The organism is Acidovorax facilis (assembly GCF_023913775.1).
Taxonomy (GTDB): Bacteria; Pseudomonadota; Gammaproteobacteria; order Burkholderiales; family Burkholderiaceae_C; genus Acidovorax; species Acidovorax facilis.
Window position 1 is genome coordinate 1 of sequence record NZ_JAMXAX010000143.1, and the last position, 13889, is coordinate 13889.

15 protein-coding genes are annotated in these 13889 nt (G+C 60.2%); 7 read left to right on the plus strand and 8 right to left on the minus strand.

Annotation, left to right across the window (positions count from 1 at the left end):
* Window positions 1-106: 106 nt before the first annotated feature.
* The 7 genes from traA to NFX52_RS25750 all read right to left on the minus strand — a co-directional run bounded on the left by traA (window position 107) and on the right by NFX52_RS25750 (window position 6091).
* Window positions 107-805 (minus strand): TraA family conjugative transfer protein, encoded by a 699-nt coding sequence (traA, locus tag NFX52_RS25720; RefSeq protein WP_055399871.1) that lies wholly within the window; start codon window positions 803-805, stop codon window positions 107-109.
* Entirely contained in the window at window positions 802-1932 is a 1131-nt protein-coding gene (locus NFX52_RS25725) for a toxic anion resistance protein (RefSeq protein WP_289781630.1), read from the minus strand. Before NFX52_RS25725 ends, traA begins: the two co-directional genes overlap by 4 nt.
* A 17-nt stretch (window positions 1933-1949) precedes the next feature.
* The gene (locus NFX52_RS25730) at window positions 1950-2708 is read right to left on the minus strand and encodes a toxic anion resistance protein (RefSeq protein ID WP_055399875.1); all 759 of its coding nucleotides are present in this window, start codon (window positions 2706-2708) and stop codon (window positions 1950-1952) included.
* Window positions 2705-3226 carry a thermonuclease family protein gene (locus NFX52_RS25735; RefSeq protein ID WP_055399877.1) on the minus strand — a complete coding sequence of 174 codons (522 nt, stop codon included), beginning with the start codon at window positions 3224-3226 and terminating at the stop codon, window positions 2705-2707. Before NFX52_RS25735 ends, NFX52_RS25730 begins: the two co-directional genes overlap by 4 nt.
* 386 nt (window positions 3227-3612) lie before the next feature.
* On the minus strand, window positions 3613-4644 hold the full coding sequence (locus NFX52_RS25740; RefSeq protein ID WP_162239777.1) for a ParM/StbA family protein: 1032 nt from the start codon (window positions 4642-4644) through the stop codon (window positions 3613-3615).
* A 263-nt stretch (window positions 4645-4907) separates the two neighbouring features.
* Window positions 4908-5612, minus strand: a complete 705-nt coding sequence (locus NFX52_RS25745; protein WP_055399882.1) for a DsbC family protein — start codon at window positions 5610-5612, stop codon at window positions 4908-4910.
* Window positions 5613-5650: 38 nt separating this feature from the next.
* Window positions 5651-6091 carry a hypothetical protein gene (locus NFX52_RS25750; RefSeq protein ID WP_156358783.1) on the minus strand — a complete coding sequence of 147 codons (441 nt, stop codon included), beginning with the start codon at window positions 6089-6091 and terminating at the stop codon, window positions 5651-5653.
* Window positions 6092-6509: 418 nt separating this feature from the next.
* Here NFX52_RS25750 and NFX52_RS25755 point away from each other — a divergent pair, with 418 nt between their 5' ends.
* The 5 genes from NFX52_RS25755 to NFX52_RS25775 all read left to right on the plus strand — a co-directional run bounded on the left by NFX52_RS25755 (window position 6510) and on the right by NFX52_RS25775 (window position 10535).
* On the plus strand, window positions 6510-7148 hold the full coding sequence (locus NFX52_RS25755; protein WP_156358784.1) for a hypothetical protein: 639 nt from the start codon (window positions 6510-6512) through the stop codon (window positions 7146-7148).
* Between the two features lie 948 nt (window positions 7149-8096).
* Entirely contained in the window at window positions 8097-8528 is a 432-nt protein-coding gene (locus NFX52_RS25760; RefSeq protein WP_055399887.1) for a hypothetical protein, read from the plus strand.
* A 9-nt stretch (window positions 8529-8537) separates the two neighbouring features.
* Entirely contained in the window at window positions 8538-8951 is a 414-nt protein-coding gene (locus NFX52_RS25765) for a single-stranded DNA-binding protein (RefSeq protein ID WP_055399889.1), read from the plus strand.
* Window positions 8952-9077: 126 nt separating this feature from the next.
* Window positions 9078-9563, plus strand: a complete 486-nt coding sequence (locus NFX52_RS25770; protein ID WP_156358785.1) for a hypothetical protein — start codon at window positions 9078-9080, stop codon at window positions 9561-9563.
* Between the two features lie 417 nt (window positions 9564-9980).
* Entirely contained in the window at window positions 9981-10535 is a 555-nt protein-coding gene (locus NFX52_RS25775) for an N-6 DNA methylase (protein ID WP_162239778.1), read from the plus strand.
* 65 nt (window positions 10536-10600) lie between these two features.
* Here the strand turns inward: NFX52_RS25775 and NFX52_RS25780 are convergent, their stop codons facing one another.
* On the minus strand, window positions 10601-11413 hold the full coding sequence (locus NFX52_RS25780) for a SprT-like domain-containing protein (RefSeq protein WP_055399895.1): 813 nt from the start codon (window positions 11411-11413) through the stop codon (window positions 10601-10603).
* Window positions 11414-11574: 161 nt separating this feature from the next.
* Between NFX52_RS25780 and NFX52_RS25785 the strand changes: the two genes are divergently transcribed.
* Both NFX52_RS25785 and NFX52_RS25790 read left to right on the plus strand, forming a co-directional pair.
* The gene (locus NFX52_RS25785) at window positions 11575-11991 is read left to right on the plus strand and encodes a hypothetical protein (RefSeq protein WP_055399897.1); all 417 of its coding nucleotides are present in this window, start codon (window positions 11575-11577) and stop codon (window positions 11989-11991) included.
* Between the two features lie 200 nt (window positions 11992-12191).
* Window positions 12192-13790 carry a PRTRC system ParB family protein gene (locus NFX52_RS25790; protein WP_055399899.1) on the plus strand — a complete coding sequence of 533 codons (1599 nt, stop codon included), beginning with the start codon at window positions 12192-12194 and terminating at the stop codon, window positions 13788-13790.
* The last annotated feature ends 99 nt before the right edge of the window (window positions 13791-13889 follow it).

Genomic DNA, 13889 nt, shown 5'->3' on the forward strand with positions numbered 1-13889 from the left:
CGGGTCTTGGGCGACTCGCAGCGGTCTCAGCCGAGTCGAAAAGGCAGACTCCGCCTCGCGCCGCCGCGAACGGCGCTGCGGGGTCGACGCAATAGACCCGCGCGGCTCAAGTCCGACGGCCTCCTAGGGCATACAGAACATCAGCCCTCGGCTGGAACGCTTTCTGCCCAGCGAGCTTCGCCAGTACCGCTTTTGCCTGCGACTGACGCGGTTGCTCCCCCTTCCGAGGGCCCATCTGGGCAAGTACGAATTCACCCTCCAGCTGCACGGCTCGGTCCAGATCTGCAACGATGGAGCGAAGACCTACGGCATCGTGCCGTTCAATGGCTTCTTGCGCGATGACGGCCAGCGAACGGCCTTTGGAATCCCCTCCCATAGAGTCGAGCATCGACGGCATGAGTGCCAGCGTACATGCTGTCGATATGCCAACGATTGGGGCCATGATCGACTGTTTGGTTACCCCCACCGCGAGGCCTGTTAGCAGCATTGCTACTGCGAGCGCCTTCACCATATACCCGCTGGCAAAGCCATCCAGCTGCTCGAAGACCGCTGCTAGTTCGGGACTGTGCCCTGTACCACCGCTCCCAGCCATTCTGAGGGCAGTTCCAAGGGACTCGGGGACCTGAATCTCGGATATCGCCGACTGGGGACCGACCTGGCCAACGAGCACCGCGGCGCACACGGTGACCACCAGCATCCCGAGCACTATCCAGGTCGCCCGCGTCTGGCCCAGTGCCCATCGTTCGCGGCGGCTCGCAAGCTCCGATACGGCGAGTTTGGCATCAACGGAAGCACTCGATCTCATGCCGCCTCCTGGTAAGAAACTGTCCCCGCCGCCGGTGTACGCGACAACTTGGCTTGCAGGTCGCTTCGCATGCTCTCTATCTGTGCCTCGGCCTGCCGGAAGCTCTGGATCCCTTCGTGGTGAATGCGGATGACGTCTTCGACCGACTTGATCAACGTGGTCTGAACCTCGCGCAGCGTGTCCACATCGATGACCAGTCGCTGATTCGCTTTTGCTGTCTCGACGGAGTTGCGGTGCAGCAGGGCAGCATTGCGCTTGAGCAGGTCATTTGTCGTGTTGTCGATGGTGTCCGCGAGTTCCACCGCATTGCGCTGCTCATTGAGCGTCAGCTTCAGCATGAACTGGCGCTTCCAGGCGGGTACAGTGATCTCCCGGACCGTGTGGAACTTGTCCGCAAGCATCTGGTTGTTCGACTGAATCAGCCGAATCATTGGCAGGCTCTGCAGGGCGGAGTGCTGCAGCACCATCAGGTCGTTGATCCGCTTCTCCAGATTGGTGGCCACCGTTTCGAGGTCCGCGACCTCGTGCGCAGCCTGGATATCCCCCTGGCCACCTTCTCGCAACTGGACGAGTTGCGCCCGGACCTCGGCAAGCCGCATCTTCCCCGCTGCGACATGGATACCGAGGAGGCGGTGCTCTTCCCGGACTCCGACGTGCATATCCTCCAGCCCCGCGTTCCGCTCGCGAATACCGGATTGCGTTGCTTCCACTTCCCGCACAAGGCTATCGATCTGCTGGCGGGTGCTGTCGAATTCCCCCACGATGCGGCCAGAGCGCAGGCGAATCCGGTCAACCAAGGGACCCACGATAGGCAGGCGAGAGCGCTTGTCCGAGAGCACCCCGAGGTTCATCCGCTTGGCGACATGCACTACAGCGGAGAGCTTCTCGCCAGCGACGTCGAGGTCACGGTTGCGCACCTGGTCCAGCAAGCTGTCCGCATAGCGAGAAGTGTGCTCGCCGACGTCCCGACCGAACTCTGAGACGGTGAGCGGGTTTTCTGGCTGGATGCGCATCGCAACCTGGGAGATCTCGGCCAGGTCGGCGGCCGTGAGACCGAGCTTGCGCAGCTCGCCTTCGTCGAGTGTCACGAGGGAGTTTCCTGGGCGGGTAGCAATGGAACTTTTCATGTTGATCTCCTGGGGTATTACTTGACGCCTTCAAGGCTCTTCGAGAGGCTTCGCATGAGCGCCGTGTGAGCCTTCGCAGCCTCGCCAACCATGGCCGGATCCATGTGCTTCGAGGTGATCAGGGCCAGCGTGTGCTGACGCCAAACGGGCACGAGCACGCTCTTGGTTTCAGCGAATCGATCCAGCATGTCCACCGCCTGAGCCCGCGTGAGCTTCATCTGCATGAACGACATGGCGTGGGAAGCGCGCAAGGTAGCGAGGTTCGCCAGCTTTCTGGCAAATCGCTCGCGCGGCTTGTCGAACTCCAGCTGTCCAGCAGCTGCCATCCCCGCCTGGGGGTTCTCGTCCAGGTACTCCTGGCCGGCGCGGATGAGATCGTCAAGGCGTGCTGTCTCTACTTCGTGGGTCGACAGGGTCTGGTCCACCATCCGCAAGGTGTCCCGCACCGATTGCTCAATGCCAGCTGCCGCCTGGATAAGCTCATCGAGAGACTTTCTCGCCACGTCGTACCGGACGCGACGCTCCACATGGCGGCCCAGCAGCTTGTCGAGCCAGTTAGGCGCCTTGGCAATTTGCTTGGGATCAGCGTCGGAGAGCTTGTTCACGATCGCCTCGATCGCCTCCGCCAGCCGCGAGACTGCACCCCGCTCCATCAAGTCGGAGAGCGCCTGCAGAGCCTCCTTGCCCGATGCGCCGTCTCCGTACTCCGCGACCCTGGATGAGTCCGCGAACAGTGCCGGCAGCACATCCCGCTTTAGTTCCTCCACTGACTTCATTCCCGTACTCCTTTTCTCAGATCACGCCGATAGGCCCATGGAGCCACAACATTTCGGTCCTCCCACAGGCCCCGGGCACTTGCGCGTGCTGAGGCCTCCGCTGCCTCATAGGCATTCCGGTCTGCGCTTGACTGCTCTCGTGCGTAGGCCTTGTAGTGCCAGGCCCAGCCCAGGGATACCAGCGACAAGTTGATGTCCCTGCCGCCGCTGAACACCGTGCAGATCTCGCGACTTCGTTGCCCTTCGGGCCTTCGCTCCTGCTTGCTGCAACGCAGCGAGACACGTCGGCCGTGCACCATCGCCGCGAGCTCGTGTTTGGCTCGTTGACCGAACGCCTGCGATCGTTCGGGCGCGTCAATCGCCGCGAGACGCACGCGGTACACCACGGTGCCGGTCGAAACATCCAACGTGTCCCCGTCCACCACGCCCACGACCGTTCCTTCCACGCCGCCAATCGGATTGGCGAATGCTTGGGCGCCAAAGCACACAAGCAGCGCAGACAGAATCAAATTCACCATGAATCACCCCCTCTAGAAGCGCGTAGTGGCGCGAAGGGCGTCCAACTCAGCATCCGTCGTCGGGCGCTTCGCCTCAGGGACCTCGCGCTGCGCGCCTGGTGGCTGCGGGACGCGTTGAGCATCGGCAGGCATCGGCGGTGCCACTTGGGTGGGGGGGCGTACAGCGCGGGGTGCCCGTTGAGGCGCTAGGCCGCGCAGAAAGTCGTCCACATTCACCAGGCCCGCAGCGATCGCCTGGGCGGTAGCGAATCGCACGAACGCGCCGCCCGCACGGAACGGCAGCTTCGACAGTGCTTGATGCACCGCCTGGTCCCGGTACGGGTCCGCCCGGAAGGAAACGCGTATGGACTCCAGGGGTTCGCTGTCTCTGATCCAGTTCGCCATGTTCACCCCGCAGTGGCCAGATTCATACCCTCGAGGTACTGCTTGGCCTTGCCATAGCGGTAGTAGCCCTCGCTGATGATGAAGCGCGACCCATGAAGGGCTGCACAGTCCTCCTGGTGGTCGTCGCTCACAAGACGCGTGTGACGCCACACAGCTTTCATGCGTGTCGCAAGTGCCGAGGCAGAGCCACCCGCGACCAGCACCCCAGAAAGCAGCTCAACACGATCACCGAGCAGGCGTGACGCCTGGTCAAAGATGTTGGAGAACAATTGAGCGAAGGCATCGTCGATCTCCATGGAGACGTCCACCTCTTCTCCCATGTGGCGGAGCTTCCCAACTGGCAAGATGCGCTCGATGTCGATAAGCGTACGCTTAATGCCCCGGGCTTCGAGCGCGCGCATCACGGTTTCCGCCACCACCCGCACGCCGTCGTATCGGCCGGAGCAGGACTCGATGTAGCGACCGTTCTCATACAGTACGAAATCCGTGGTGAAGTAGCCCACGTCTACTACCGCCCAAGACTCGTTCGTCGGGCTGACACCTGGGCGCAGCCCGCCCTGCCGTGTGTAGATGTGCGCAAAGTAGGCAGCGTCCGGCTGCTGCATGACCAGAACCCGCGCATCCTGACCAAGGATCGAGGTCATCCGCTTCCCGACAGCGTCACGATGAGGGACATACGATCCCACCGGCAGTCCGACGATCCAGAACTGCTGGCCCTTGACCCCGGCCGCTCCGATGCGCCGCTTGGCAAGTTCAACAAGGGCGGCGAACTCATCAGTTTCCACCCAACGATCGTTCAGGCCCGACGCGGTGGCCGCTTTCCCCTGATGCCGCGCCGTGTCACCCACAAACCAATCCCGCCCGCCAACTTCAACCGTTTCGGCCTTCGCCCTCTCTGCCTCTGCGGGACTCGAGATTGCCTGGGCCAGGCAGGCGATGGAAGGGAACAACATGCGACGCACACCAACGGGAGCGTCGAATGTCAGTTTGCAAGCAGAGTGGCCAAGGTCAAATCCAATCACGGGACAGGTCATGAGATAGCTTTCCAGTAGTGATAACAAATGTTGCGTATCAAATTATAAATGTTTTTTGCTACTTGGCAACATTGTTACGCTCTTTTGGCGCCAAATCTGCGCCCGGCTGGCAGTCAGCACCAAGCAAGGCAACAGCGGTGTTTCCATCTTGGCGCCCAGCACCGGCAATAGACCTTCTCCGCGCCCACGTTGGCGCCAATCCTGCGCTTCAGGCGAAAAAAAGGCCCGTCGAACGGGCCAAAGGGGGGAGGAGAAGGCTATTGCTACTTCGTAGAGGCGATGTTCTTTTTCAACTCCTCGGCAGTAACAAATCCGGGAAGGCGCCGGCCGTCTGCCAGAAAGATAGTGGGAGTGCCTTGAATTCCCAAGGTATTGCCGAGCTCCAGGTTCTTATCGACCACCGAAGAGTCACAGGAAGAATTCGAATCAGGAATAGGCCCCCCACTCATAATGTCGGACCAGGCCTTGGCTCGATTCGGGGCGCACCAAATTCCACGCGCCTTGGAAACCGAGTCGGCGCCAAGCACAGGCATCAAGAAGGTATAGACGGTTACGTTATCTACTTTCTTGAGCTCCGAATGCAACCGTTTGCAGAACCCACAATTGGGGTCTTCAAAAACAGCAATCTTGGCCTGCCCGTTCCCCTTCACCGTCTTAATCGCGCGCTCCAGCGGCAGCGATTTGAAATCAACCTTATTCAATTCCGAGCGGCGCTCGTCCGTGAGATTCTTTTGAGTACTCGGGTCGATAAGATTACCAAGCATCACATAGTCCACAGCTGGATTTGTGTAAACAATGTTTCCACCCCCAAGGTGCACTTCAAACAGGTCCGGAAAGGGCGTGGCCTGGACAGAGATCCCCGGAGACTTGGTAATCTCCTTCATCTTGGCAAGGATGGCATCCTCTTTCGGGCCAGCAAAAACCGACATGGAAGCCGCAATAGCAAGCAGCGCAAACACTCGTTTCATTCGATTACCTCGGGTTGGAAAAGTGGATTGTGTGTATTTCACTTGGAAGCAGGAACTTCTTCCTTCGGAGCCTGGTGCTTGAGACTATTCAAGAGTTCTCGAGCTTCCTCTATTTCTGGGATCTTCTTGTTGCCAGATGAGGGGCGCTCGGGTTCAGCCGTCAAACCCTCTTTCGCAGTATTCGAGGGTTTCTGCGCGCTGCACTTCAGTTCCTCAGTTGACTTTCTGAGTACAACTTTTGCAAAAATTCCATTCAAGCCGTTTCGCACGACATTCAAGGAGTCGCCTATCCCGCCTGCAGTCCCCTTTGATACGAACGGTTCAGCGACGAACACCGTAGCGTGCACGACAGCGGCCGGAAGCCAGTCGAATCGAGAAAGGCGCTCACAGGGATCATTCGTGAGCAACATCGCCCCGACCCAAACGATCAAAGCACCACTGACGATGGCTCCGCACACTTCCTTGATGAGCTTTGGCACAGCAACATTCCTTTTTTTGATACGGGTGCATTGTAGCAGCACCAAATAATATTTGTTACCAACCTACGCCCCGCGACCTGGCCGCACTCGGTGCCGACTGAGCTACCCGCGTCCTGGCGCGCTTACATAACTTATTAGGGGTCGCCACATGCTCCCGCTAGCCTCGGTCGAGGCCCCCCGCGCCAAGTCTCGCATGCTTGCAAGCCCTTAGCCAATCGCGAGTAGTGGCCGCAAGGCATCGGAATCACGGGCCCGATTTCGCCGGAGCCGCACGCGCTCCAGCGGCGTGGCGCACGTCAATACGCATGCACGATTTCTGCACGGTGCGGATGTTCTAGAATTGTTACGTCCTCGCAACGGGGCAGCTGTGCCGCTGGAGCGCGGCCCAGCCCGGATATCAAAAGTTTGAGAGCATTCAATGGTTTTCAGTTCTCCCAATGCCCGATTCCGCCTTCCTGAACCTGGCGCTTCTCCTGGCAGTCGCCGCGACTCGCAGTGGGCCGAGCTTAAAAACACAGAACTTGGCGTGGGAATCGCTGGGCTCTTTGATCGACTTCACAAAATCGATGAGCTAATCGACTATTCGGCGCTTCTCCTGAGGATTGGCCAGCCTCCCATGCACGGGAAGCTCGATATTCGCTGGTATCGGAAGCACGATGGTCGCCCCAATACTCCGGCCTTAGTGCGCTGGTTCTCAACTGGCACAGGTCGCAGCTACACGCGGACTGTCACTCGATTTCATCCGGACATGGTGGGTGCCGGACTAGCAGATTTTCCCAACCGGCAACTCGTGACGGATGTGATTCTCAACTTCAAGTCTCTTACAGCCGAGCGAGAATCGATAATCGAGTGCCTCAATAGAATCAGCCGAGTATCAAAACTGTCCAGTTCTAAGAACGAAGGCCGCGCCGATGACACCTCCGCTGATCTTCTGGTGATCCACGAGGCTATCGTACAGAACCTGCAGGTTGCGGGATACGACGTGGACCGTCGATTTCATCCCAAGGTCGTTTGGCGGTTCGAAGATCTCGATACTCCCCTCCCCTCCTCCGCGTGAGTTCTCATAGTTCACGTGCCCCGGTGTATCCGCACCACCACCCTCAGTGGTGCGTCTCTACTCGAAGTGTTGCGCCTGGTTCGAATGGCGCCATTTCTCGCACATCGCCTTCCCTCGCCTGTCGCGAATCTCCCGCTCTTCCCTTCTCCCTCCCCACAGCGATTCCATCGCTGTAATGCTCTCGATTTCTCGCCTTCTCTCTCCTCCTCGCTCTGCCTCTCGCTCTCGTTTCTACTCTTCGCATTTCTCCACTCTCCTTCCCCCCTTGCTCCATTCTTGTCCAACTCATTGGACAAAACTTCGCAGTAATGCTCTCTTGTTGTGCTTTTCGATTGTCTTTTTTCCCTGCGGGAGCTCCCCTTTCCTTTCCGGGGTAACCTGTTGCACTACGTTCTGAGTTGCACTGGGTTCATGTGATCCGCCAAGCCGGAGAATCGCGGCATCACTCCTTCGTCGACTCTGCCCGGCACAGCCGGGCACACTCGACCGGGTAACCCGTTACGCATCCTGCGGCCTAGGCAACCCAAACCTCGCTCGACAATGGGAGGTGGCGCGACTGATGGAGGTCGTACCGCGCCCGGCGCTGCCGGGCGCCACTTTAGGTAACCCGTTACCCGCTCGCACCAGGGCTCAGTTTCCATCGACCCGGGCTCCCGCCCGGCCGGTAGGCCGGGCTCACGTTTCCGGTGCAACCCGTTATCCAAGCCCGAACTGCGAGCCACGGTCCAGCGGGTTCCAGCCCGCCCGGCGAAGCCGGGCGGTCGCTTCGGTAACCCGTTGCCACGATCTCTCGAGTCCCGGTAGCCCAGCTTCGCTGGGCCAGTCCTTCCCGGCACAGCCGGGCTGATCGCTGGCGCAACCACTTGCGCGGCTTCAGAAATACTCGCGTTTTGTTTTTTGTTACCTCGGTGGTAAATTGTTGCTCGCAATCACTCCCGAACCCCAGCCATGAGCAACACATCCCTGGTGCCCGACGCCCGCGGCATCGTCGTGGTCCGCGTGCGACGTCATGATTCCTTCCGCACCTCCATCAGCCTGGACGAGACCATCGTCCGCCTGGCCCTCTGCATCTGGAAGACCCATGCGGCGTTCAACGAGTGGCTCTACCTCGCGGTTCGTCGCGTCGATGCCGAGCTCCAGGACAGCTACAACGCCGGGCGCCCACCGGCCCGCGAGAGCGGGTTCTCCAGGCGGGTGAGAGAGCTCATCGTTGCTGAGGCCATTGCGCGACTCGAGGGCCCAGCACCACCCGCGACGACACCGGCGCCAGCGGCACACGCGAAGCAGCTGCAGCTCCCGGGCCTTGTTATCTCCGACACCGCAACAAATGAGGATGTACTCGCCGCTCGCGAGACTTCTCAACCCACTCCCACCTCATAGGAATTCACCATGTATTCTGCAACTATCCTCCTCGGCTACCTCGGCGCGGACCCTGAATCACGCACCACGCGTGAAGCCAAAACTGTCGTGAACTTCCGGATGGCTACATCCGAGTTCATTCAAGGCGAAGAGAAAACCTTCTGGCACAACGTCGTTGTCCTCGGGCGCGACGCGGAAACTGCTGCAAAGCACCTGAAGAAGGGCGCGCCCGTCTTCATTCTTGGATCGCCTCGTGTTCGTTCCTACGAGAAGGACGGCCAGACCGTGTACGTGCACGAGATCGTCTCGAACGTCATGAAGCTGCTCCCGAGCAGCAAGCCATCCGGCAATTCCGCCCCTGCACAACTTGCAGGGAAGGGTTCGGGTTCGAACGGCAGCTCGGCACCTCCTGCCGACGACAGCCACGACGACGGTCCCTGGTAAGGATCCCAGGTTCTGACTTTCCAGTCGGCACCTCCAGCAAAGGCCACGACCTCACGGTTGTGGCCTTTTTTTCTTCACGCACGAGATTTCCACATGCCCTCTACGATCATTCCCCGACTCCACACTTTGACCGTCTTCGACCTCCACGCAGTGACCCTGGAGCTCATCTCCAAAGGGCACGGCAGCCTGCCCGTCTGCACCACAGACGGCCGCGCTCGCTATCCGTTCCAAGTCTTCCCCTCTGCCGGCGAGCCCGCCGGACCAGACGCGCTGCTGATCTACCCACGGCCAGATGCTCATTTCTCGCCCGTGTGCTGGCCTGAGCCGGATGCACCGGCGTGCAAAACGACCGAGTGGAACACCCTCGCGGACGAACTGAAGACGCACGCGGAGCCCTTCCAGCCGCCCGCGACTCTACGCGACGAATTGTCGGCTGCCCAGTTCCAGGCCCTGGAGCGCTTCGCCGCCAAGCATGGTCAGGAATGGAAAGCAGCGCTGTCGGCCGCCTGGGCTTCTGGCCAGGACGAATCGATACCCGACGGTTCCCTGCTTCGTCAGATCCGAAACCAGCTGGGCCCTGAATGGCTTGAGGGCTTCCAAGGGCTTCTCTAGCGATCACGACCAGCTTTCACGTTGCGCCACCGATCCCCAGTCGGGCGCGATTCCCAAAAGGCCACAGCCATTCGGTTGTGGCCTTTTTTCCATCCCATTCCCGAAGTTATGTCCTCCTCCAAAAAACCTCACAAACTCGTTTCAGGGCCCCGCTCTCACGCAAAAGACATGGGCGACCTCCTGCGCGCCAATGCCCGGACGCACCGACTGGACACAGTCTTCTCCGACTTCTGCGAAGTCTCTGCACTCTCTTTCAGCAACGCCGTGGATCCCATCCACCGAGATGCCCGCGAGAAGCGGTACCTTGAGATCGTTGCAAAGTACCAACCAGAGGAAATCACGCGGTTTTGTCAGGCGCTTGCGGTGCTCGTCGAGTGGCTGAGTCTCGGGATGTGCGATGCACTCGGAGACCTGTTCATGTCGCTCGAGCTTGGCGAACGCGGCAAGGGCCAGTTCTTCACCCCCTACCCCGTCTCAAGCCTCATGGCCCGCATGACAGCAGGCGATGTGAAGGAACAGCTCAAGCAGCAGGATCACATCGCCCTCAATGAGCCCGCTTGCGGAGCCGGGGGCATGGTCATCGCCTATGCCGAGGCCATGCTCGATCAGGACGTGAACTACCAGCACTACTTGCACGCCACGCTGCAGGATATCGACTCGACCGCCGTCCACATGGCCTACGTCCAGCTCTCTCTCCTCCATGTGCCCGCCATCGTCATTCACGGCAACTCGCTGGCGATGACAGAGTGGGCGCACTGGGTCACGCCGGCGCACGTTTTGGGAGGATGGGACAAGCGTCTTTACTTTCCAAGAGCAGTCCGCGCAATGCGCGAGGTCCTCAGCATGCCCGCTACCGAAGACCTCGTGTCTTCGCCACAGGAGGTGTCGGTGCCTCCCGCACCCACGCCCATCGCAGAGTCGGCCACGCAATACGTGGTCAACCAGCGCCGTGAGCAGCTCGCGCTGTTCTAGGTCATCCTCTCACAGCGGTCCCTTCATCGGGGCCGCTTTTTCATTTCTGCTGTGCCGGCCTCGCCTCAGGGCGACACGACTTCGAACAGCTGGCCGCATCCTTCACAGCGGATCTTGAGCCCGGGCTTTCCCCACACGTTGGTCCGGCATGCGCATTGGTACTTATCGCGAAGGCTCTTGTTGGGTCGCAGTGCCTCTTGCGGCCTATCCTGCCCCGCGTGCTCGAGGGATTCTCCCAACGCCACGGCCGCCTGCACCCCGGCAACGGCGAGCAGCGCCACCGGCAAGTCCATCGACAGGCCATAGCTCTGCTGGCTGGTCAGTACGACGCGCGCGGAAGGGAACCTGTCGTGCCACGAGATCTGAAAGTCCCGGGTCAGCAGCTTCTCGCATGCGGTCACGAATGGGCCACCCGCAATGGGATAGTCGGCCATACAGTCTCCGACCACTTTTCCGCCTGGCTGGCCGGTGTCTGAGGGCATAAGGCCGATCGATTTCATCTTTTGCCCCCACTCCATGTTGTGGTACCGGGCGCGCCCAGGGTTTCCCTTGTGGTGCTGCCACAGGTGCACCATCTCGTGGCACAGCGTCTGGAGGATCTCGACCAGAGGCAGCGTCGCAAAGTAAGTGGGGTTCATCGCGATCTCGTCCGTGCGCGTTCCATCCGCCCGTTGAAACCGCTCCGCCGAGAAGTACCCGTAGCTTCGCTTTTCTCGCTGCAGCGTTATGAGGCACGCCGGCAGCTCGCCCGCGAAAAGCTCTGCGTTGAAGAAGTCGTATGCCGCCTGCAGCTCTGAATAGGTCTCCGAGGTTGGGCTTTCAAACTCTCGCGTGGACGGGCGATATGAGGGCATGGTTTGGAACAGCTTGGCGCTCATGTGGAATGGAGCACGTAACAATTGTATTGTGCAATACAGACAATCGCAACAAATCTCAGAGCCCTGCAGGCGTTATCTGGTGGCAACGCTCAATCCATGGTGAAGGACCGCGCCGCGGTCTCAAACAACGCGTTCCACGCACCTTCCCCCTGGAGAAAATCATGAAAGTCACCTTCATCCTCAAAAACCTCGCGGACCAGTTCTACGAATGCAACGGCGGATCCATTCCTGGGCTACTGCAGCTGTCCGACGAAGACAAGTTCAAGAAGCTCAACAAGATGAGCCTGCTTCCCGAGTGTTCGCACAACTGCACCATGCAAGTCGAACGAGGCGCCTTCCGCGATCAGGTCGAGCTCAACCAGCTGCTTCGCCGTTCCTGCGCATTCACGTGCAAGATCGATCCGCGCCGCGGCTACAAGCTGGCCACATTCGAGATCACTGAGCTTCGCCTACCTGCGCAGCATGGAAGCGGTCCATCCAGCGCCGGGCGAACCGCGAGCTACAAGCCCTTTGCAGAGCCTTCGCTCGACCTCGCTGAGGTTGCCTTGGGATTCTTCCAACCCCGCATCCTTGCTTGAGCACATCCCCAAAACCCAGCGTCACCTCATCGGTGACCTGGGTTTTTTCTTTGTGCATCGGTCGCTGACCCAAGCGTCCTCCCTTCAAGTCCAAAGGTCATGAGATCCCCCCAGCGCCTGGTCGGGCGGTCGTTATCCTGCGGCGCCGATCAAAAGACCAGGTAGCTGCATCCCGCAGCTGGTTTTTTGAAAGGTTACCCATGGAAAACACGATAGAAGTCCCAGCGGCGCCCGAGGGCGAACTGATGAAGGTGAAGTGGGCGGACATTGTCCTCGGGGACAATCCGCGCAAGCATTTCGATCCGGACCGACAACGGTCGCTCGAAGCGTCGATTCGTGCCCAAGGCCTTCACACCCCTGTGCTCCTGCGAGAGCTTGCGGATGGCCGCTATGAGCTCGTCGCTGGTGGACGCCGCCATCGAGCCTTCGGCGCCGTGTATGGCCCTGAGGGCCTCATGCCAGCGCTGGTACGCAAAGGCGACCAAGCCTTCGCGAACGCCGCTGCGCTGACTGAGAACATTGAGCGTGAGCCAATGACTCCGGTCGAGGAGGCGGAAGGCGCAGCCAAGACACTTGCAGATTGCAAGGGCGACCGCCCCGAGGCGGCAAAACGGATGGGCTGGTCACTGCCCACACTTGAGAAGCGGCTCGCCCTCATGAACGCCTCGGAGAAGGTACGTGACGCTCTGCAGCACAAAGTCCTGAACCTCGGCCATGCTGAGTTGCTGGCGGCCTGCCGTAAGGAGACCCAGGATTCCGCGCTGGATCACCTTCTCAAGCAGGAGAAGATGTGGACGGTGGTGGAGTTGCGGGCCTATCTTGAGTCTGCTTCGCTGCTCCTGGATAAGGCCATCTTCGACAAGTCGGACTGCGGCCCGTGCCATCACAACAGCTCTCGCCAGTCTGCGCTTTTCGGCGTGGCCATCTCCGATGGCAGGTGCACCAACAAGCAGTGCTACGACACGAAGACGGATGAGCAGCTGCAGGCCACGGCCGACAGCCTCAAGGAAGAGTTTCAGGTGGTGCGGATTGTGCGCCCGGGTGAGAACCTGACTGTCATTCCGCTGCACGCGGATGGCCTGAAGGGTGTGGGCGCGGAGCAGGCCTTGGCCTGCAGGACCTGCGAGCATTTTGGTGCGGCGGTTTCTGCCGCTCCGGACAAGCTCGGCAAGGTGTTCAAGAACCTGTGCATGAACGTACCTTGCAATTCTCAACACGTCGATGCCCGAAAAAAGGAAAGGGAGGCGGCTGAGGCAGAGAAAGCGGCGGCCAGCGGGCCCGCGAAGGCTCAGGGAACAGGCACGAAGGCGGGGATCAGCAAGCCGGGCGGCGCTCCAGCTAGCAAGGCCTCTGCAGCGGCTTCTACCAAGAAGCAGGCTGAAGCGAGTGCGGAGCCGAGCCGGGCCGTGCAGGACTATCGGGAGAAGATCTGGCGGACTGTGTTTCGCAAGGCCGTGCCGAAGCTACCGACGTCGCAGAATCGGCAGGTACTGCTGGCGATCTGCATCACCCAGCCATCCTCGCTGGATTCGCACTCGCTGCTGGATGCGATCAAGGAGGCTGCAGGCGAGGATGGGATGACCATCGCGGGCTCTGCCAAGCTGATGAAGCTACCCGAGGCCTACAAGCTCTTCACGGAGATCGAACCTGGGCACCTGCGCATTGCTGTGGACCTAATTGCCGCCCATGTCTCAACCAGCATGTCCGTGGACAACATCCGCGGGCTCTTGAAGGCCATCGAGACCGATCTAACTCAGTACTGGAAGCTCAACGGTAAGCGTCCAGCCGAGGCATCTTGAGTTGAGCCACATGTCCCGCGAATATCGCGGGCATGATGAAGAAGGTGGATGCAGTTTGCGTGGCGACGATCGCGTTGTTTGCGCGCTGGCTCAGCGTTG

Coding starts and splice junctions, on each gene's coding strand:
- traA (WP_055399871.1), bottom strand. CDS start 805: ATGAGATCGAGTGCTTCCGTTGATGCCAAACTCGCCGTATCGGAGCTT.
- NFX52_RS25725 (WP_289781630.1), bottom strand. CDS start 1,932: ATGAAAAGTTCCATTGCTACCCGCCCAGGAAACTCCCTCGTGACACTC.
- NFX52_RS25730 (WP_055399875.1), bottom strand. CDS start 2,708: ATGAAGTCAGTGGAGGAACTAAAGCGGGATGTGCTGCCGGCACTGTTC.
- NFX52_RS25735 (WP_055399877.1), bottom strand. CDS start 3,226: ATGGTGAATTTGATTCTGTCTGCGCTGCTTGTGTGCTTTGGCGCCCAA.
- NFX52_RS25740 (WP_162239777.1), bottom strand. CDS start 4,644: ATGACCTGTCCCGTGATTGGATTTGACCTTGGCCACTCTGCTTGCAAA.
- NFX52_RS25745 (WP_055399882.1), bottom strand. CDS start 5,612: ATGAAACGAGTGTTTGCGCTGCTTGCTATTGCGGCTTCCATGTCGGTT.
- NFX52_RS25755 (WP_156358784.1), top strand. CDS start 6,510: ATGGTTTTCAGTTCTCCCAATGCCCGATTCCGCCTTCCTGAACCTGGC.
- NFX52_RS25760 (WP_055399887.1), top strand. CDS start 8,097: ATGAGCAACACATCCCTGGTGCCCGACGCCCGCGGCATCGTCGTGGTC.
- NFX52_RS25765 (WP_055399889.1), top strand. CDS start 8,538: ATGTATTCTGCAACTATCCTCCTCGGCTACCTCGGCGCGGACCCTGAA.
- NFX52_RS25775 (WP_162239778.1), top strand. CDS start 9,981: ATGTCGCTCGAGCTTGGCGAACGCGGCAAGGGCCAGTTCTTCACCCCC.
- NFX52_RS25780 (WP_055399895.1), bottom strand. CDS start 11,413: ATGAGCGCCAAGCTGTTCCAAACCATGCCCTCATATCGCCCGTCCACG.
- NFX52_RS25785 (WP_055399897.1), top strand. CDS start 11,575: ATGAAAGTCACCTTCATCCTCAAAAACCTCGCGGACCAGTTCTACGAA.
- NFX52_RS25790 (WP_055399899.1), top strand. CDS start 12,192: ATGGAAAACACGATAGAAGTCCCAGCGGCGCCCGAGGGCGAACTGATG.